This window comes from Kitasatospora sp. NPDC051705 (assembly GCF_044453265.1).
GTDB lineage: Bacteria > Actinomycetota > Actinomycetes > Streptomycetales > Streptomycetaceae > Kitasatospora.
The window spans coordinates 1-18,509 of record NZ_JBITCO010000011.1 but is presented as its reverse complement, the minus strand read 5'-3'; the positions used below and the strand labels follow the sequence as shown (position 1 = coordinate 18,509).

Sequence of the window (18,509 nt, the reverse complement as noted above, 5' to 3'; positions counted from 1 at the left end):
GGACGGGTCAGCGTAGCGAGACACCCCACGTCCACCACCCTCACCAGGAGACCGCAGTGACCGAGTCCGCCGACACCATCACGTACCGGAAGAACGGCCTGACCCGCGGGGTGACCGAGGAGCTCGCCGAGAGCATGAAGCACGGCTGGGCCGACACCGAGCGGTCGGACCTCGCGCCGCTTCCGCAGGCCGGGCACACCGCCCGCCGCCGCGCCGAGCTGTCCGCCGCCTTCCCCGGCGAGCTCCTGGTGGTCCCGGCCGGCAACCCCAAGGTGCGGGCCAACGACACCGACTACCCGTTCCGCCCGACCTCCGACTACGCCTACCTCACCGGCGACCGCTCCGAGGACGCGGTGCTGGTCCTGGAGCCCACCGGCGACACCGGCCACCGCGCCGCCGTCTACCTGCGCAACCGCTCCGACCGGGAGAACGGCGAGTTCTGGCTCGACACCCACGGCGAGCTGTGGGACGGCCGCCGCAACAGCCTGACCGAGAACGAGCGCCTGCTCGGCCTGCCCTGCCGGGACGTCCGCGGCGTCCGGGCGGACCTGCAGGCCGCCACCGCGCCGGTGCGGGTGCTGCGCGGCCACGACGCGGGCGTCGACGAGACCCTGCGCGAGCGGGCCACCGCCGAGCGGGACGAGGAGTTCCGGGTCTTCCTGTCCGGCCAGCGCCTGGTCAAGGACGCGTTCGAGATCGCCGAGCTGCGCTTCGCCTGCGAGGCCACCGCCCGCGGCTTCGAGGACGTCGTGCGGGTGCTCGGCGCCGACACCGAGACGGCGGAGCGGCTGATCGAGGGCACCTTCTTCGTCCGCGCCCGGGTCGAGGGCAACGACGTCGGCTACGGCACGATCGCGGCGGCCGGCGCGCACGCCACCACCATGCACTGGGTCCGCAACGACGGCCGCGCGAAGCCGGGCGAGCTGCTGCTGCTCGACGCGGGCGTGGAGACGCACCACCTCTACACCGCCGACATCACCCGCACGCTGCCCGTCGACGGCCGGTTCAGCGACCTCCAGCGCAAGGTCTACGACGCCGTGTACGCGGCGCAGGAGGCGGGCATCGCCGCGGTGCGGCCCGGCGCCGACTTCCGCGACTTCCACCGCGCCGCGCAGCGCGAGCTCGCCGAACACCTCACCTCCTGGGGCCTGTTCGGCGACCTCACCGCCGACAAGGTCTACGAGCTGGGCCTGCACCGCCGGTTCACGCTGGCCGGCACCGGCCACATGCTCGGCATCGACGTCCACGACTGCGCCCACTCCCGCACCGAGATCCACGTCGACGGCCCGCTGCGCCCGGGCATGGTGCTCACCGTGGAGCCGGGGATCTACTTCCAGCAGGACGACCTGACGGTGCCGGCCGAGTACCGCGGCATCGGCGTCCGGATCGAGGACGACATCCTGGTCACCGAGGACGGCAACGAGAACCTCTCCGCAGCCCTCCCCCGCCGCTCCGACGAGGTAGAGGCCTGGCTGGCCGCCCTGCGCGGCTGACGGAGGCGCCGCCCGCCCCGGCCCGGTCGACGGGCCGGGGCGGACCGGGCCGGGGGCGGATCAGGCCGGCAGTGGCTTGACCCAGCGGCTCCACTGCGGCTCCGGCCGGTACCCGGCGGCCTGCCAGGTGCGGTGGCCCGGGGCGTTGTCGTCGAGCACCATGGCGTCGGCACGGCGGCCGCCCAGCGCGGCGAAGCGCCGCTCCGCGGCGGCCAGCAGGGCGGCGCCGATGCCGCGCCGGCGGTGGTCGGGGTCGACGGCGAGCCGGTAGAGGTGGCAGCGCCAGCCGTCCCACCCGGCGATGACGGTGCCGAGGAGGGTCGCCGGGTCGCCGGCCGGGGTGGCGACGATCAGGCACTCGGGGTCACGGGCGAGCAGCGCGGCCACGCCCGCCGGGTCGTCCGTGATGCTGGCGCCCTTGGCCGCCCTGGCCCAGAGGGCCAACAGGGCGGGGATCTCGTCGGGGGTGGCGGTGCGCAGGGCGATCTGTTCGGTCATGCGGGCCTGTCTAGCAGCAGGCCCCGGGCCGCCACCGGGAATTCCGCTCCGCGGACGGCCCTCGGCGGGGACGACGGCGCCGCCCGCCCCGGCCCGGTCGACGGGCGGGGCGGGCGGCGGCGCGAACGCGACGACCGTCAGAAGTGGCGGCCGGACTCCCGCTCGGACTTCTCGATCTGGTCGATCCGGCGCTGCAGCTGGTCGGCCTGGGCACGGGCCTTGCGGGCGGCGTCCCGCTCGCCCTCGTGGTCCAGGCGGTTGGCCTTCTGGCGGAGGTCCTGGACCTGCTGGCGCATCTTGTTGAGGTCAACGGTGACGGAGGCGGCCGCCGCGGGCTGGGCGGCGGCGACCTGGGCGACCGTCGCCAGGGCACCCCCGGCCAGGGCTGCGGTCAGGACGAGGGCCGAGATGCGTCGACGCATGGTGACTCCTTACGGTGGTGCGGTTTCACTGGCCGGGAACCATCTGATTACCGGCCGGTAACCATGGTGGCATGACCGTGCGTCACCGATGGCACCACCGGTGCCCGGGCACCACACCCGCACCACACCCGCACCGAAACCCCATCGCTCCGAAACCCCTCGCGCCGAAAGCCCGTCGCTCCGAAAGCCCGTCGCTCCGGCACCGGGTGAGCACCCGTCAGCCGAGCCGCCACACCGTGGTGGTCTTGACGGCGGTGTCCTCCAGGTCGGCGACCACCGGCACCCGGTAGTCGGCGAGCGCGGTGAACCGGTCCCGGGGCAGGTAGGCCCGCCCGGGGTCGCCGACGACGACGGTCGCGCCGCGGGCGGCGGCCCGCTCCAGGAAGGGCAGGAAGCGGGCGGCCATCTCCCGCTCGTAGAAGACGTCCCCCGCGAGGACCACGTCGGCCGGGGCGCCGTCGCCGTCGACCAGGTCCACCAGGGCGGCCTCCACCCGCACGCCGTTGGCCCGCGCGTTCAGACCGATCGCGGCCACCGCGTAGGCGTCGATCTCGGCGGCGTACACCGACCGCGCCCCGCACAGGGCGGCGGCGACCCCGACCACCCCGGACCCGGCCGCCACGTCGAGCACCGTCCGCCCGGCGACGAGCTCGGGGTGGTCCAGCAGGTGGCGGCTGACGGCCACCCCGCCGGCCCAGGCGAAGGCCCAGAACGGCGGCGGCAGCCCCACCTCGCCACGGGCCCGCTCGGTGGTCTCCCACAGGGCGATGGCGTCCTCGGCCATGTGCAGCCGGACCTCGGGGACGAACGGGACGGGCTTCAGCTCGGTCGCGCTCCGCACGAAGGCGAGGTCGGTCTCCGGCTGAAGAGTGCGCAGCTCACTCGGCATGTCGGCAGCATAGGGCCCGCGCCGGGGTGCTCACGCCCGGCCGGCCGCCTTCTGGGTGCGCCGGGCCAGCGAGTCGACCACGACGGCGGCCAGCAGCACCAGACCGGTGATCATGAACTGGATGGCGTTGCTCAGGCCCTGGATGTTCATGCCGGACTGGATCGAGCCGATCACCAGGGCACCGAGCAGCGCCGACCAGGTCTTGCCGCGGCCGCCGAACAGGCTGGTGCCGCCGATGACGGCCGCCGCGATGGCGTTCATCAGCAGGTTCCCGCCGCCGGAGGTCTGGCTGGCGGACTGGATCTGCGCGGCGAGGAAGAGGCCGCCGACCGCCGCCATGGTGGAGCAGATGGTGAAGACGCTGATCCGGATCCAGGACACGTTGATGCCGGCCCGGCGGGCGCCCTCGATGTTGCCGCCGAGCGCGAACACCTGGCGGCCGTAGGCGGTGCGGCGCAGCACGAAGTCCAGCACCACGATGAAGACCAGGAAGATCAGCAGGGCCAGCGGCAGCCCCTTGTACTGGTTGAGCGTGTAGGCGGCCAGGAACGCGATGATCGCCAACAGGACGGTGCGCAGCACGACGTCGGCCACCGGCCGGTACGGCACCCCGGCGGCGCGGCGCCGCCGGGCGTCCAGCAGCGAGGCGAGGACGAACAGCGCGACGCCCACCACCGCCGCCCCGTAGGCGGCGGCCTGCTGCCCGTAGATGGTGCTGTAGAGCCGGGAGACGATGTCGGTGCCGGGGAGGTTGACGGTGCCGGTCGCACCGAGCACCTGGAGCATCAGGCCGTTCCAGCCCAGGTTGCCGGCGAGGGTGACGACGAACGCCGGGACGCCGACCTTGGCGAAGAAGACGCCCTGGATGAGGCCGACGACGGCACCGCCCGCGAGGGCGACCAGCAGCGCCACCCACTGGTTGACGCCGTGGGTGACCAGCAGGACGGCGTAGATCGCCGCGCACAGGCCGCTGACCGAGCCGACCGAGAGGTCGATCTCGCCGAGCAGCAGCACGAAGACCACGCCGATCGCGATCATGCCGGTCCCGACGATCTGCTGGGACAGGTTGGAGAGGTTCTGCGCGGACAGGAAGCTGCTGTTCAGGCTGCCGAACACGGCCCAGATCACGATCAGGGCCAGCACCACCGGCAGCGAGCCGAGTTCGCCGCTGCTGAGGCGGCGGCGGAACTCGCCGACGTAGCCCTTGACGCCCTCCTGGCGGACGATCAGCCGCGGGTCGACGGCCGGGGTCGCCTCGGGGGCGACCGGGACGGGCGCGTTGACGCCGCCCTTGGGCATGCTGTCCTCGGGCAGCGGGACGTGCTGGCGCTCGGGCTCGCCGCCGGGGGCGCCCCCGGGGAAGTTCTCGGTCACTGGGAGCCCTCCGTGCCGCGGGCCTGCCGGCGGGTCACGGCGTTGTCCGTGGCGCCGGTGATGGCCGAGATGATCTGTTCCTGGTTGGTGTAGCGCTTGTCGAAGACGCCGTTGTTGCGGCCGAGGCGCAGCACCGCGACGGTGTCCGCGACGGCCATCACGTCCGCCATGTTGTGGCTGATCAGGATCACCCCGAGGCCCTGCTCGCGCAGCCGCTCGACCAGGTCGAGCACCTGGGCGGTCTGCTCGACGCCGAGGGCGGCGGTGGGTTCGTCCAGCATGACGACCTTGGGCGAGCCGATCAGCGCGCGGGCGATCGCGACCACCTGGCGCTGGCCGCCGGAGAGCGAGGCGACGGGGATGCGCACGCTCGGGATGCGGATGGAGAGGGTGTCCAGCAGCGTCCGGGAGCGCTTCTCCATCGCGACCTCGTCGAGGATGCTGAAGCGCCGGATCTCGCGGCCGAGGAAGAGGTTCCCGACCACGTCGAGGTTGTCGCAGAGCGCGAGGTCCTGGTAGACCGTCGCGATGCCCAGGTGCTGGGCGTCCTGCGGCCGGTGGATGGACACCCGGCGGCCCTGCCACTCGATCGACCCGTCGTCCGGCTGGTGCACGCCGGCGATCGACTTCACCAGGGTGGACTTGCCGGCGCCGTTGTCGCCGACCAGGGCCAGCACCTCTCCGGCGTGCACCTCCAGTTCGATGTCGGTGAGCGCCTGGACGGCGCCGAACCGTTTGGAGACCCCGCGCAGGGCCAGTACGGTCTCACCTGCCACAGTGACCAACTCCCTTGCCCCGCCTCCGGTGTGGAGGCGGGGCCTGCTCGTTACGGGACGCCGCGGACTACTGGAGGCCGGCCGCGGTGCAGGCGGCGGCGTACTCCGGGGTGCAGATCTGGGCGACGGTGTACAGGCCGTCCTGGACCACGGTGGTCTTGACGTTGTCCTTGTTGACCACGATCGGCGTGATGAGGTTGGACGGCACCTTGTTGCCGCTGCCGCTGGTCGACGAGGTGGGCACCACGGTGGAGGGCAGCGACTGGCCCTGGGCCAGCGTGACGGCCATCTGCGCGGCGGCGTCGGTCTCCGGCTTGAACGGCTTGTAGATCGTCATGGTCTGGGTGCCGACCAGGATCCGCTGGATGGCGTCGAGCTGGGCGTCCTGCCCGGTGAGCGGGGTGTTGATCCCGGCGGCCTTCTGCGCGGTGGCGATACCGGCGGCCATGCCGTCGTTGGCGGAGTAGATGCCGACCACGTTGTTCGGGCCGATCGCGGTGATGCCGGCGGCGGCCTCCTGGTTGGCCGTGTTCGGGTCCCACTGCGGGGTGTCGTACTCCTTGCCGATCTTCAGCTTGCCGTCGATGGCGCTGTGCGCGCCGGCCTTGAAGTCGGCCGCGTTGGGGTCGGTGGGCGAGCCGTTGATCATGATGATCTGGCCGCTGTTCGCCTTGTCCCCGACCGCCGCCACCAGGGCCTGGCCCTGGAGTTGGCCGACCTTGTGGTTGTCGAAGGACACGTAGGCGTCCGCCGGGCCCTGGGCGAGGCGGTCGTAGGCGACCACCTTCACGCCCGCGTCGTGGGCCTTCTGGACGGAGGACTGGATCGACTTGGAGTCCACCGCGTCCAGGATCAGCACCTGGTCGCCCTTGGTCAGGGCGGTGTCCACCTGGGTCTGCTGGAGCGTCGCGTCCTGGTTGGCGTTGTAGTAGTCGATCTGCGCGTCCGGGGCCAGTTCCTTGATCTTCTGCTCGATCAGCGGCCGGTCGAACTGCTCGTAGCGGGTGGTCTTGCTCTCCGGCAGCAGCAGGCCGATCCGCACGGCTCCCCTGCCGCTCACACTCGCGCCGCCCGAGCTGCCCGAGGAGCCGCCACTGCTGGTGGTGGACTGCTTGGCACTGCCGCAGGACGCCGCGCCCAGGCCGAGGGAAACCACTGCGGTCACCGCGAGGACGCGGCGAAGCCCGATGCTCATGAGGAAGCCTCTCCGGTTGAGTTCGCCCCCGCTCCTCCGAGTCTGGGAACCTCCGGCCGTCACCACGATCCCGGCTGGGCCGAACGGGTCACCGGGAGCGTCCGGGCTCGGCCGTCGGAGGGAGCCGCGCACCCGTCGGCGCCCGCCGAGGGCCGTCGACGGCCGTCGACGATGCCGGGCGGGGCCGGGCGGGGCCGGCGGCGCGTCCGGTGTCCGACCGTCAGCATTCGCTCCGCGCTCACCGCGCTGCGGTCACCGTCCCGCGATCGCCGTCCCGCGATCGCCGTCCCGCGGTCACCGGTCCCCCGGTCACCGTCCCGCGGTCACCGGTGCGGGGCCGCCATCGGGAGCTCCGCCCTCAGCCGGGTGCCGGACGGCGCCGGTACGACGGCCAGGGTGCCGCCGTGGTGGCGGGCGATGTCCCGGGCGATCGAGAGGCCGAGTCCGCTGCCGCCCTCGTCCCGGCTACGGGCGTCGTCCAGCCTGGTGAAACGTTCGAAGACCCGCTCGTGGTCGGCCGGCGGGATGCCCGGGCCGTCGTCCTCCACGTCCAGGACGGCCACGCCCCGGCCGGGGTCGGCGGCCAGCCGCACGTGGACGGCGCCGGCCGCGTGCCGGTCGGCGTTGTCGAGCAGGTTGGTGAGCAGCCGCCCGAGCCAGAGCGGGACACCGTCGACGGCCACCCCCGGGGCGAGGTCGGTGGTGCGCCGGTGCGCCCCGGCCGGGCGGCCGAGCACGGTCGCGGCGACCAGCCCGGTGAGGTCGGTCCGCTGCCGGGGCCGCTCCTCGGCCCCGCCGCCCGCGTCGAGCCGGGCGAGCAGCAGCAGGTCGGTGGCGAGGCCCTGCAGCCGGTCGGTGTCCTGGAGCGCGCCGTGCACCAGCTCGGCCCGCACCGCCGGGTCGGGGTGGGTGTCGGCGACCTCCAGCTGCGTGCGCAGCACCGCCAGCGGGCTCCGCAGTTCGTGCGAGGCGTCGGCGATGAACCGGCGCTGGCGCCGTCCGGTGTCCTCCAGCCGGTCGAGCATGGCGTTCATGGTGGCGGCGAGCCGGGCGATCTCGTCGGCGGTGCCGGGTTCGGGCACCCGGCGGTGCAGGTCCTGCCCGGTGATCGCGTCGACCTCGGCCCGGATCGCCTCCACCGGCCGCAGCGCGTGCCCGGTCACCCGCCAGGTCACGACGACCCCGGTGAGCAGCAGCAGCGGGCAGCCGACGGCGAGCGCGGCCCGGGTGGTGTCGAGGGCCTCGTCGGCCGCCCGCAGCGAGGTGCCCGCGTAGACGGTGACCGGCCCGTCCGGGGTGTCGGTGGTGACGGCGGTGAGCCGCTGGCGGTGGTGGTCGTGCAGCGGATCGACGTCGTGGGTGGTGTGCGAGCCGGCCCGGCGGGCGGCGGTGAGGGCCGGCCGGCCGCTCAGGTCCGGGCTGGCGGCGAGCACGGTGCCGTGCGCGTCGACGGCCTGCAGGAAGTCGGTGCCGTGTCCGGCGTGCAGCACGGGCGTGAGCCGCCCCTGGGCGGCGAGTTGGGCGACGGTCTCGGCCTGCTGGCGGGTAGCCGAGGCGGCGGAGGCGACCAGGTCCGCGCGCACGGTGGCGAGCAGTCCGGCGCCGGCCAGGGCGAGGGCCGCGGCGAGCACCGTCCCGGCGGCGGCGGTGGCCCGGGCTCGCACCGACCGGGGGACGAACCGGTGCAGCCGGCGCGGGAGCCGCGGGAGCCGCGGGGCACGGAGGGCGCTCCGGAGCCGGGGGACGCGCGGGTGCACCTCAGCCGCCGTCCGGGGCGAGCCGGTAGCCGGCGCCGCGCATGGTCTGCAGCGCGGTCCGGCCGAACGGGGCGTCGATCTTGCGGCGCAGCGCGTGGACGTGGACCTCGACGACGCTCGGGTCGGCGTCGTGGTCGGCGTCCCAGACCTGGTCGAGGATCTCCCGCTTGGAGACCACCGTCCCGGCGCGCGCCGCCAGGCACTCCAGGATCGCGAACTCCCGGGCGGTCAGGTGGACGGGCGTGCCGGCCCGGGTGCAGGTGAGGGCGTTGGCGTCCAGGACGAGGTCGCCGAGGGTGTGCAGGCGCGGGCGCCGCAGGTCGACCCGGCGATGCAGGGCGCGCAGGCGGGCGAGCAGCACGACGAAGGAGAACGGCTTGGAGAGGTAGTCGTCGGCGCCGGTGTCCAGCGCCTCCGCCTCGTCCCACTCGCCGTCCTTGGCGGTGAGCATCAGGATCCCGGCCCGGCAGCCGTCGGCGCGCAGCCTGGCGCAGACCCGGTAGCCGTCCAGGCCGGGCAGCATGATGTCGAGGACGATCACGTCGTAGGGGTGGCGGCCGGCGAGGACGAGGCCGTCGGGCCCGTTGGCGGCGGTGTCGACGGTGTGGCCGTCCGCCTCCAGGCCCCGGCGCAGCGCCGTGGCCATCCGGTGTTCGTCCTCGACGACGAGTATGTGCATCCGCTCAGGGTGCCAGGTGGCCCCGCGCGCCCCGCCGCCGGGCGGGTCCCACCGGGGGGGGCGGGTCCCAACGGGGGGGCGGGCCGGTCTTAAGCGGGGGTTCAGGAAGGGTCCGCCATGATCGCCGGGCGCGACCCGGGGGTTCCGGGCGCGATGAACAGCCCAGGCAAGGAGAACGCCCGATGAGCGACGCCACGTCCTCCACCACCCCGCTGCCCGAGGGCCCGGAGTGGCAGCCCGAACCGGCGCCGAAGCGCTCCCGGGCGGCCCGGCTGCGCGGCTGGGCGAGCGGTCAGGAGAAGCGGATAGCCGCCGGGGTCGCCGCGGTCGCGCTGGTCGGCGCGGGCGCGGTGGTGGTCTCCGTCGCGCACGAGGGGATGGCGCGCGGGCACCACGGCGCGCTCGACCGGGCCGGGGACGGTCCGGTCGGGAAGGGCCCCTGGTCGCACGGCGGCCAGGACGGGAACGGCCGGGGCGAGAACGGCCGGGGCGAGAACGGCCGGGGCGACGAGGGCGGCTCGCACGACCACGGCGACCTGGGCGGCCGCGGCGGCGACGAGCACCGGGCCGGTGCCGGCCGGCACCACGGCGGCGGGCAGGGCGAGGGGCGCGGCGACCGGCCGGGCGCCGACGCCGGCCGCCCGGCCCCGGCACCGCTGCCGTCGCTGGGCGCCTCCGCCGCGCTGGACAAGGCGCAGGCCGCCGTGCCCGGCGGGCGGGCCGAGTCGCTGAACCGGGTCACCGCGCAGGGCGGCTCGGCGGCCTGGGCCGTCGTGGTCGTGGGCCCGGACGGCGTGCGCCACCGGGTGACGGTGGACGGCACCAGCGGCGAGCTGACCGGGAACACCGTCGTCGACGGCTCCGGGCGCTGAGGCGACCCGGCACGCCGGACGCCCCGGCCGGGGAGGGAACGGTCGGGGTGCCCGGGGAGAGTGAGCCGGGACCGGCTCCGGGACGGGACCGGCTGCGGGACGGCCCGACTCCGGGACGGACGGGACCGGTGAGCCCCCGGCCGGCGCGCGGTGGCGGCGGACGCTCGGCGGACGAACGGCGCGCGGTGGCTGGACGGCACCCGGACCAGCCGTCTACATTTCTGTAGACGTCGGAGGCGTACGGCATCACCCCCCGGACAGCCGTGCGCCTCCGACCTCCTCGCGCACCCCGCGCACCCCGCGCACCGTGCGCCGCGCCCACCGCCGACACCACGCCGCACCGCACCGCACCGCCGCGAGCGGCGCGAACGGCGCCCCGGCCCCGCACCGTCAGCCGCGCTCGTCGACCACCCGCTTGATCTTCCCCACCGACCGCTCCAGCGTGTACGGGTCCACCACCTCCACCTCGACGGTGACGCCCACCCCGTCCTTCACCGCCCGGGCGATCTCCTCCCGCGCGGCCGCCCGTCGTTCGGCCGGCGCGTCCGGACGCGCCTCGACCCGGACGGTCATCGCGTCCAGCCGCCCCTGCCGGGAGAGCCGCAGCTGGAAGTGCGGCGCGACGCCCGGGGTGCGCAGCAGGATCTCCTCGACCTGGGTCGGGAAGAGGTTCACGCCGCGCAGGATGATCATGTCGTCGCTGCGCCCGGTCACCTTCTCCATCCGCCGGAAGGCCGGCCGCGCGGTGCCGGGCAGCAGCCGGCTGAGGTCGCGGGTGCGGTAGCGGACGACGGGCAGCGCCTCCTTGGTGAGCGACGTGAAGACCAGCTCGCCGCCCTCGCCCCCGGGCAGCACCCGGTCGGTGAACGGGTCGACGACCTCCGGGTAGAAGTGGTCCTCCCAGATGTGCAGCCCGTCCTTGGTCTCCACGCACTCCTGCGCGATGCCCGGACCGACCACCTCGGAGAGGCCGTAGATGTCGACGGCGTGCAGGTCGAGCCGGTCCTCGATCTCCCGGCGCATCTCCTCGGTCCACGGTTCGGCCCCGAAGATGCCGATGCGCAGCGAGGTGTCGCGCGGGTCGACGCCCTGCCGCTCGAACTCGTCGAGGAGCGTCAGCAGGTAGGAGGGGGTGACCATGATGATCTCGGGGCGGAAGTCCTGGATGATCTGCACCTGCCGGGCCGTCATGCCGCCGGAGGCCGGGATGACGGTGCAGCCGGCCCGCTCGGCGCCGTAGTGCGCGCCCAGGCCGCCGGTGAACAGCCCGTAGCCGTAGGCGATGTGGACCTTGTGACCGGGCCTGCCGCCGGCGGCGCGGATCGAGCGGGCGACGACGTCGGCCCACATCGACAGGTCGGCCTCGGTGTAGCCCACGACGGTCGGGCGCCCGGTGGTGCCGCTGGAGGCGTGGATCCGGCGGACCCGCTCCATCGGGACGGCGAACATCCCGAACGGGTAGCCCTCGCGCAGGTCGGCCTTGGTGGTGAAGGGGAAGCGGGCGAGGTCGGCCAGGGTGCGGCAGTCCTCGGGGCGGACGCCGGCCGCGTCGAACTTCCGGCGGTACAGTTCGACCTCCCCGTACGCGTGGCGCAGGGTGGCCCGGAGCCGCTCGAGCTGGAGGGCGCGGAGTTCGTCGAGGCCCAGCCGTTCGCCGTCGTCCAGCAGGGCGGGCGGGATCGGCTCCCCGAGCCGTCGGTGCGGGTCGGGCGGGGTGCCGGTCATCGTCGCTCCTCCACGGGTCGGCCGATCCGGGTGCCTACCGATCGTTCGGTCAGGCTCCCACGGCCAAGTAACCCAGCGCCCGGAGCGCCTGTCAAGGAGTCGATCACCCTTCCGGAATGCGGAGTTCCATCCGCTTCGGGCGGAGATCGTCCGACCGCTTTGGCTGGCCGATATGAAAATCATTACGGAATCTTGACCCGTGCACGGCAGCGCCCGACCCGGCCGCATGGTTCAGTAGTGCGGCTTCCCCCCACACCCCGGAGTGATCACCGTGCCCCCGACCCCTGCCCTGGTCAGCGCGCTGCGCGAACTCGGCGACCGGCCCGCCGTCGTCGCCGGCGGGCGCGCGATCAGCGGCATCGGCCTGCTGCTCGGAGTCTCCCCGCCCGGCGGCCTGCCCCGGGCCCTCGCCGAGCGGGTCGCCGCCCACGCCGCGCTGGCCCCCTCCGCCGCCCGCACCGCCGAACAACGGCTGCGGCACTGGGCCGGCGTCCTCGGGGCCCCGCCCATCCGGCACACCGTCCTCCACCCCGCCACCGACCTCACCGTCGAACTCGCCCTGGCCACCCTCCTCGCCGGCGGCACCGTCCACTGCGGCGACCTCGACCAGGAACCCCACCAGCAGCTCACCGCCCTCGCCGACAGCGCCACCACCCACCTCAGCCTGCCCTCCACCCTGCTCTGGCGCCTCAGCCGCGACCCCGGCCTCCCCGGCCACGACCTCGGCGCGCTGCGGCTCGTCCTGCACGTCGGCCCCGAACCCCGGCAGGACGACGTGTACGCCGCCGTCGACGCGCTCGGCGCCGTCCTCGCCCACGTCCGCGCCCCGCACAGCCCCGCCGAGGCCGCCGACCGGCGCCTGCGCGGCGCCGTCGCCACCGCCTCGGCCGCCGCGTGGAAGCACACCATCGGCATCACCCCCGAGCAGGTCCGGGCCTTCGGCGCCCAGCTCGACCACGCCGTGCTCACGGCCCTGCTGCTGACCCTCCAGCAGAGCGACGTCCTCACCGACCCCGCGCGGGGACACACCGAGGACGAGATCCTCGCCGCCACCGGCACCACCCCCGCCGAACGCCCCCGGGTCACCCGCTGGCTCGACGCCCTCCACCGGCACGGCCTGATAGCCCGCCACGGCGACGCCCTGCACGGCCGCTCCGCCCCCACCCCGGCCGAGGCCCGGGAGTCCTGGCGGCCCGCCGTCGAGACCTGGACCGACGGCCTCGGCCCGGTCACCGCCCTGGACCGGGTCCGGCGCGGCGCCCTGCGGCTCCCCCGCCTGATCACCGGGCAGGACGAACCCCGGGCCGCCGCCACCCCGGTCCGCTGGGCCGCCTCACGCGGCTACCTCGGCGCCGCCCTCGGCGCACTCGTCCGCGGCCTCGCCGAGGCCCACGACGGGCCGGCCCCGCTGCGCGTGCTCGAACTCGGCCCGGACGGAGCCGACTCCGCCGTCACCCGGGCCCTCGCCGCCCGCCCCCGGCGCACCGCCGACCACCACCAGCAGCCCGACGGCGACCGCTACGACGTCCTCGTGGCCACCGTCGGCGACACCGGCGACCCGGCCGGGGCCGGTGGCCTCGCGGGCCCCGCCTGCCCCGGCCTCGCCGAACTGACCGACCTGCTGGTACCCGGCGGCCTGCTGCTGCTCCTCGCCCCGACCGACGAACAACTGGACCTGCTGATCACCGGCCGGGCCGGGGTCGACCCCGCCCGCCCCGCGGAGCACTGGCGGGCCGCGCTCACCGCCGCGGGCTGCCCGACCGTCCTGGTGCTGCCCGAGGACGGCCACCCGATGGGCCTGCTCGGGCAGCGGCTGTTCGCGGCCGTGACCCCCTGACCCGACAGCACCACCGCCGACCGCCCCCGGCGGCACCGCGGCTCCGCCCGTACCCGGCGCCGGGGCGCCGCCCCGCCCGTACCCGCCTCCGGGCCGCTCCGGGGGCCCCGGTACGGGCCGTCCGTGGTCGAGCGGTGAAGCCCGGGTCACGCACCGCCACCCGATGCGTACCATTTCGATACCGAAGCCTGGATGAGCTGCGGGGATTCTCGCCCGCCGGGCCCGCCCCCGGGTAGGCTCCCGCATGTCCTCCGGCCCTGGCGCGGGCGGCCCCCTGCCGGCGCGCCGTGACCGGACGGCACACCCCCGCGGGCCATTCGGTGGGCACCGCGCACTCGACACCGCGCGCCAGGGCAGTCGCGCGAACGGCGAAGGGCATCGCATTGGCGGATCGGCTCACCGGAGGAGACTCCTCACTGCTGCGGCGGATCAACGCGGCGGTCACGCTTCGGGCGCTGCGGACCGGCCACTCCGTGACCCTCACCCAGCTCGTCGGCGAGACCGGACTCTCCCGCCCCACCGTCGAGGGCGTCATCGAGGGCCTGGTGGAGACCGGCCTGGTGGCCGAGGTCGAGCAGCCCAAGGACGACGGGCAGAGCGGCGCCGGCCGCCGCGGCCGCCCGGCCCGCTGGTTCCGGTTCCGCGCCGAGGCCGGGCATATCCTCGGCATCGAGATCGGGGTGCACGACATCCGGGTCGTCCTCGCCGACCTCACCGGCGAGGTGGTGGGAAGTCACTTCAAGCCGGTGGACGAGACCCTGGAGGCCGAGGACCGGCTCGCCGCCGTCCGCACCGCCGTCGCCGAGGTGCTGCGCAAGGCCGGCATCTCCCGCGACAACCTGTGGGCCGTCGGCGTCGGCACCCCCGGCATCGTCGACCGCGAGGGCACCGTCCAGCTCGGCACCGCCATGCCCGGCTGGACCGGACTCGACCTCGGCGCCCGGCTGCGCCGCTCCTTCCGCTGCCCCGTCCTGATCGAGAACGACGCCAACCTCGCCGCCATCGCCGAACACTGGCAGGGCGCCGCCGTCGGCGCCGGCGACGTCGTCTTCGTCATGGCCGGCCTCAGCCCCGGCGCCGGCTCCCTGATCGACGGTCGGCTGCACCGCGGCTTCGGCGGCGCGGCCGGCGAGATCGGCGCCCTCCACCTGCTCGGCCAGGAGGTCACCCCGGAGCGCCTGCTCTCCACCACCGGGAAGCCGCTCAACCCGCTCGACGAGGCCGCCGTGGCCCGCGTCCTGCGGCTCGCCCGGGAGGGCGACGAGGTGGCCAAGGTCGCCATGGACCGCTTCCTCACCCGGCTGGTGCAGGGCGTCGCCGCGCTCGTCCTGGCCATCGACCCCCGGCTGGTGGTGATCGGCGGCTGGGCCGCCGGCCTGGACGGCGTCCTGGAACCGCTGCGCGAACGCCTGGCCCAGTTCACCCTGCGCGCCCCCGAGGTCGCGCTCGCCGCGCTCGGCTCCGAGGTCGTGGCCATGGGCGCGCTGCGCGTCGCCCTCGACCAGGTCGAGGACCAGCTCTTCGCCGTCGACCCGCCGACCACCGGCAACGGGCGCGCCTGACGCGTGCCGGGCCGGGCTTCGGGCACGGGAGGCGGGCCCGGGCAGCCTTCGGGCACCGGAGGCGGGCCCGGGCTTCGGGCCCGGGCAGCCTTCGGGCACGGGAGGGCGGGCCCGGGCTTCGGGCACCGGCTTCCGACACGGGCGAGGCCCGGACACCGCGCGGGTGTCCGGGCCTCGCCCTGAGGGTTTTCGGAGGGTGGATCAGGAGGCGGTGCGCACCTCGGAGCCGGCGGCGACCGGGGTGACCTCCACCAGACCGGTCTCACCGAAGGTCAGCTTGCAGGTGTCGGCCCGGTAGGTGGAGACGGCCAGTGCCACCAGACGGCCGGCCGCGGCGTACTGGGTGGTCATCACCAGCACCGGCGAGCCCGGCGGGCGCTCCAGCAGGACGGCCTCGCTGGCCTCGGCGACGCCCAGCTCGACCGAGCGGGACTCGCCGTCCACCTCCAGGCGCTCCAGCTGGCGCAGCACCGAGCGGGCGCGGTCGCTCTCGGCCCGGAAGCCGGGCAGGTGCGGCAGCGCGGCGGCCGGGACGTGCAGCGACTCGCTGGCCACCGCCCGGCCCTCCACCAGGCGGACCCGGCGGACGGTGTGCACGGTGGCGCCCTCGGGGATGCCCAGGTTCTTGGCCAGCTGCGCGGAGGCGGGGGCGGTGGTGCAGTCGACCGTCCGCCAGGCGTGGCTGCGGGCGGCGCCGGGCCAGCCCTCCTCCTGCCGGTTGACCGGGACGCCGACGCGCGGGGCGGCGACCAGGGTGCCGATGCCCCGGCGGCGGACCAGACGGCCCTCCAGCTCCAGCTGGTCGAGGGCCTGCCGCAGGGTCGCGCGGGCGACGCCGAAGCGGGCGGACAGCTCGCGCTCGTTGGGCAGGACCTGGCCGGTGGAGAACTCCGAGTCGATGGCCCGCAGCAGCACCGTGCGCAGGTGCCAGTACTTCGGTTCCGGCACCGCCGAAAGCTGTCCTGTCGTCCCCACCGTGTCCTCCACCTGGTTCTGTCCGCCCTGCACCGAGGAGGGCGGATGCCGGGCCCGCTGTCCGCTGTTGCGGCAGGTGGGAGAGCGGGCTTTTATCCGTCCTTCTTTATTAAAGGTCTTTGCAGTAAGCGACAGTAGGGGCTTCGTCCGGAGATGGTCAAGACCAATGGCAGGCCTTGGTGTGACTGTCGCACATATTCATGCCGCGTTCACGTCATACCGCGACCTCGCGCGTCACGCTTCGGCCGCGGCCCGGACGCTCGGTAGGCTGCCCGGGTGATCGTGGTGACGAGTGTGAACGTGAACGGAATCCGGGCGGCGGCCAAGAAGGGCTTCATCGAGTGGCTGGCCGCCACCGAGGCGGACGTCATCTGCCTGCAGGAGGTGCGCTCCGAGCCCGGGCAACTGCCCGTCGAACTGCGCGACCTGGACGGCTGGCACGCGGCCTGGGCCCCCTCCGCCGCCAAGGGCCGGGCCGGCGTCGCCGTCCTGTCCCGGCAGGAGCCTCTGCGGAGCGTCATCGGATTCGCGTCCGAGGAATTCGACAATTCGGGCAGGTACGTGGAAATCGACCTCCCGGGCCTGACCGTCGCCAGCCTCTACCTCCCCTCCGGAGAAGTCGGCACCGAGCGCCAGGACGAGAAGGAACGCTTCATGGCGGAATTCCTCGACCACCTCACCTCCCTCCGCACCCGCGCCGCCGCCGAGGGCCGCGAGGTCGTGGTCTGCGGCGACTGGAACATCGCCCACCGCCCCGAGGACCTCAAGAACTGGAAGGCCAACCAGAAGGCCGCCGGCTTCCTCCCCGAGGAGCGCGCCTGGCTCTCCCGCGTCTACGACGAGGCCGGCTACGTCGACGTCGTCCGCGCCCTCCACCCCGACCGCACCGGCCCCTACACCTGGTGGTCCTACCGCGGCCGCGCCTTCGACAACGACTCCGGCTGGCGCATCGACCTAATTGTTTCCACAAAAGCCCTGGCCGACAAAGCCGTCGAGGCCTACGTCGAACGCGCCGCTTCCCACACCGAACGATGGAGCGACCACGCGCCCGTGACCGCGGTATTCGACCACCAGTTCTGACAGCTCTCCATGGGCAGGGCTCCTCAGGAGCGGGGAGCTCCGCCCAGACATCTCGACCGTCACGGCCTTTGCGAGGGGGGCCTCTGGGCGCGCGGACGAGACCAACCCACTGCAGGAGTGTCAAATCAACGGCTCTGCCCCGTAATCGGCGGTAACAGAGGGTGACTGTTTTCGTTGGCACGGCATGCGTGATGTCAACGAGCTTGTGAGTGCGGTCTTTTCAGGGCTGTCCGCCCTCGTCGTCGAGGGTGCGGTGGATGAGGGCGAGGTCATCCGGGTGTCCGCACGGACCCGGGACGAAACCGGTGCCGTGCCCGACGTGCGGGCAGCTGACGGGACAGGTGCATGCCTTCCACGGGCGAGTGCTGGCGGATGTGCCGGTGGACGGGCGACGGGTCGTGGCATCGGTGCGGGTCCGGCGGATGGTCTGCCCGGTCCGGGGCTGCCCGCGGCAGACGATCCGCGAACAGGTCCCCGGTCTGATCGAACGCTACCAGCGGCGCACGCGCCGCCTCGCCGACCACCTCGGCAAGATCGTCGAGGAGTTAGCGGGCCGGGCGGGCTCCCGCCTCTCCGGCGCACTGGCCTGCGCAGTCTCCCGCTCGACCGCCATGCGCATGCTCATGCGCCAGTCGGCGCCGCGGCTGCGCGTCCCGCGCGTGCTCGGCGTCGACGACTTCGCCCTGCGCCAGCGTCAGCGTTATGCCACCACGCTCATCGACGCCGAGACCGGCGAGCGGATCGACGTCCTGCCCGACCGCACCACCCAGACCCTGGTCACGTGGCTACGCGAGCACCCGGGGGCCGAGTATGTCTGCCGCGACAGCTCCGGCTCCCCTGGCGAGGCGATCCGCCAGGCGCTCCCCGAAGCGGTGCAGGTCAACGACAGGTGGCACCTGTGGCCCAACCCGTGCGGCAAGGCCCTGGCCGAGGTCCGTTCCCACGCCGCCTGCTGGGCCACCGCCGTGAACCCCGCCCGGCCCGGAGACGTACGCGAGCAGACCACCCGCGAACGGTGGCGCCCGGTCCACAGGCTGCTCGGCCAGGGCGTCGGGCTACTCGGGTGCGCCCGCCGTCTCGACGTCGCCCTGAACACCGTCAAGCGGGACTCCCGCATGAAGGAGCCCACCGCAGAGCGCCGCACGCCCCGCTACGAACCCACGCTGGTCGATCCCTATCGCGATCACCTGCGCCGATGCAGGGCCGAGGGTACTCAGTCCTTGCCGGTTCCGCCGGACAGCTGGGCTCGGATCGACGTCATCACGGTGGCATCGGTCAGGGTGGTGGTGTCGCCGACTTCGCGGCCTTCGGCGATGTCGCGCAGGAGGCGGCGCATGATCTTGCCGGAGCGGGTCTTGGGGAGTTCGCCGACGAC

At 74.3% G+C, this 18,509-nt stretch carries 15 protein-coding genes and 1 pseudogene; 6 read left to right on the top strand and 10 right to left on the bottom strand.

Annotation, left to right across the window (positions count from 1 at the left end):
• Positions 1-56 precede the first annotated feature (56 nt).
• Positions 57-1,493 carry an aminopeptidase P family protein gene (locus ACIA8Q_RS16305; protein ID WP_360219471.1) on the top strand — a complete coding sequence of 479 codons (1,437 nt, stop codon included), beginning with the start codon at positions 57-59 and terminating at the stop codon, positions 1,491-1,493.
• Between the two features lie 60 nt (positions 1,494-1,553).
• On the opposite strand, the gene ACIA8Q_RS16300 is transcribed toward ACIA8Q_RS16305, so the two are convergent.
• From ACIA8Q_RS16300 to ACIA8Q_RS16265, 8 genes are all read right to left on the bottom strand, one after another.
• Positions 1,554-1,991, bottom strand: a complete 438-nt coding sequence (locus ACIA8Q_RS16300) for a GNAT family N-acetyltransferase (protein WP_360219474.1) — start codon at positions 1,989-1,991, stop codon at positions 1,554-1,556.
• A 137-nt stretch (positions 1,992-2,128) separates the two neighbouring features.
• Entirely contained in the window at positions 2,129-2,413 is a 285-nt protein-coding gene (locus ACIA8Q_RS16295; protein ID WP_360219477.1) for a hypothetical protein, read from the bottom strand.
• 217 nt (positions 2,414-2,630) lie between these two features.
• Positions 2,631-3,302, bottom strand: coding sequence for a 50S ribosomal protein L11 methyltransferase (locus ACIA8Q_RS16290; protein WP_360219480.1), 672 nt, complete (start codon positions 3,300-3,302; stop codon positions 2,631-2,633).
• A gap of 30 nt (positions 3,303-3,332) precedes the next feature.
• Positions 3,333-4,601 carry a sugar ABC transporter permease gene (locus tag ACIA8Q_RS16285; protein WP_360219513.1) on the bottom strand — a complete coding sequence of 423 codons (1,269 nt, stop codon included), beginning with the start codon at positions 4,599-4,601 and terminating at the stop codon, positions 3,333-3,335.
• A gap of 71 nt (positions 4,602-4,672) precedes the next feature.
• Positions 4,673-5,452 (bottom strand): ATP-binding cassette domain-containing protein, encoded by a 780-nt coding sequence (locus ACIA8Q_RS16280; protein ID WP_387899619.1) that lies wholly within the window; start codon positions 5,450-5,452, stop codon positions 4,673-4,675.
• A 67-nt stretch (positions 5,453-5,519) separates the two neighbouring features.
• Positions 5,520-6,647 (bottom strand): substrate-binding domain-containing protein, encoded by a 1,128-nt coding sequence (locus tag ACIA8Q_RS16275; RefSeq protein WP_360219486.1) that lies wholly within the window; start codon positions 6,645-6,647, stop codon positions 5,520-5,522.
• Between the two features lie 323 nt (positions 6,648-6,970).
• Positions 6,971-8,311, bottom strand: coding sequence for a HAMP domain-containing sensor histidine kinase (locus ACIA8Q_RS16270; RefSeq protein ID WP_360219489.1), 1,341 nt, complete (start codon positions 8,309-8,311; stop codon positions 6,971-6,973).
• Positions 8,312-8,405: 94 nt separating this feature from the next.
• Positions 8,406-9,083 (bottom strand): response regulator transcription factor, encoded by a 678-nt coding sequence (locus ACIA8Q_RS16265; protein WP_360219492.1) that lies wholly within the window; start codon positions 9,081-9,083, stop codon positions 8,406-8,408.
• A 182-nt stretch (positions 9,084-9,265) separates the two neighbouring features.
• Between ACIA8Q_RS16265 and ACIA8Q_RS16260 the strand changes: the two genes are divergently transcribed.
• The gene (locus tag ACIA8Q_RS16260) at positions 9,266-9,955 is read left to right on the top strand and encodes a hypothetical protein (RefSeq protein WP_360219495.1); all 690 of its coding nucleotides are present in this window, start codon (positions 9,266-9,268) and stop codon (positions 9,953-9,955) included.
• A 390-nt stretch (positions 9,956-10,345) separates the two neighbouring features.
• Here ACIA8Q_RS16260 and paaK read toward each other — a convergent pair whose 3' ends face one another.
• The gene (paaK, locus tag ACIA8Q_RS16255; RefSeq protein ID WP_387899627.1) at positions 10,346-11,680 is read right to left on the bottom strand and encodes a phenylacetate--CoA ligase PaaK; all 1,335 of its coding nucleotides are present in this window, start codon (positions 11,678-11,680) and stop codon (positions 10,346-10,348) included.
• Positions 11,681-11,951: 271 nt separating this feature from the next.
• Here paaK and ACIA8Q_RS16250 point away from each other — a divergent pair, with 271 nt between their 5' ends.
• Positions 11,952-13,517, top strand: a complete 1,566-nt coding sequence (locus ACIA8Q_RS16250) for a hypothetical protein (protein WP_396317338.1) — start codon at positions 11,952-11,954, stop codon at positions 13,515-13,517.
• A 383-nt stretch (positions 13,518-13,900) separates the two neighbouring features.
• Positions 13,901-15,079 (top strand): ROK family protein, encoded by a 1,179-nt coding sequence (locus ACIA8Q_RS16245; RefSeq protein ID WP_360219504.1) that lies wholly within the window; start codon positions 13,901-13,903, stop codon positions 15,077-15,079.
• Between the two features lie 201 nt (positions 15,080-15,280).
• Here ACIA8Q_RS16245 and ACIA8Q_RS16240 read toward each other — a convergent pair whose 3' ends face one another.
• Entirely contained in the window at positions 15,281-16,054 is a 774-nt protein-coding gene (locus ACIA8Q_RS16240; RefSeq protein WP_360219507.1) for a GntR family transcriptional regulator, read from the bottom strand.
• Positions 16,055-16,339: 285 nt separating this feature from the next.
• Between ACIA8Q_RS16240 and ACIA8Q_RS16235 the strand changes: the two genes are divergently transcribed.
• Positions 16,340-17,134 (top strand): exodeoxyribonuclease III, encoded by a 795-nt coding sequence (locus ACIA8Q_RS16235; protein WP_396317390.1) that lies wholly within the window; start codon positions 16,340-16,342, stop codon positions 17,132-17,134.
• A gap of 184 nt (positions 17,135-17,318) precedes the next feature.
• A pseudogene (locus tag ACIA8Q_RS16230) lies at positions 17,319-18,339 on the top strand (ISL3 family transposase); the annotation flags it as partial.
• Positions 18,340-18,509: the final 170 nt, after the last annotated feature.

Excerpts from the sequence above, each read along its gene's own strand:
- ACIA8Q_RS16260 (WP_360219495.1), top strand. The coding sequence starts at position 9,266 with ATGAGCGACGCCACGTCCTCCACCACCCCGCTGCCCGAGGGCCCGGAG.
- paaK (WP_387899627.1), bottom strand. The coding sequence starts at position 11,680 with ATGACCGGCACCCCGCCCGACCCGCACCGACGGCTCGGGGAGCCGATC.
- ACIA8Q_RS16300 (WP_360219474.1), bottom strand. The coding sequence starts at position 1,991 with ATGACCGAACAGATCGCCCTGCGCACCGCCACCCCCGACGAGATCCCC.
- ACIA8Q_RS16265 (WP_360219492.1), bottom strand. The coding sequence starts at position 9,083 with ATGCACATACTCGTCGTCGAGGACGAACACCGGATGGCCACGGCGCTG.
- ACIA8Q_RS16275 (WP_360219486.1), bottom strand. The coding sequence starts at position 6,647 with ATGAGCATCGGGCTTCGCCGCGTCCTCGCGGTGACCGCAGTGGTTTCC.
- ACIA8Q_RS16290 (WP_360219480.1), bottom strand. The coding sequence starts at position 3,302 with ATGCCGAGTGAGCTGCGCACTCTTCAGCCGGAGACCGACCTCGCCTTC.
- ACIA8Q_RS16285 (WP_360219513.1), bottom strand. The coding sequence starts at position 4,601 with ATGCCCAAGGGCGGCGTCAACGCGCCCGTCCCGGTCGCCCCCGAGGCG.
- ACIA8Q_RS16295 (WP_360219477.1), bottom strand. The coding sequence starts at position 2,413 with ATGCGTCGACGCATCTCGGCCCTCGTCCTGACCGCAGCCCTGGCCGGG.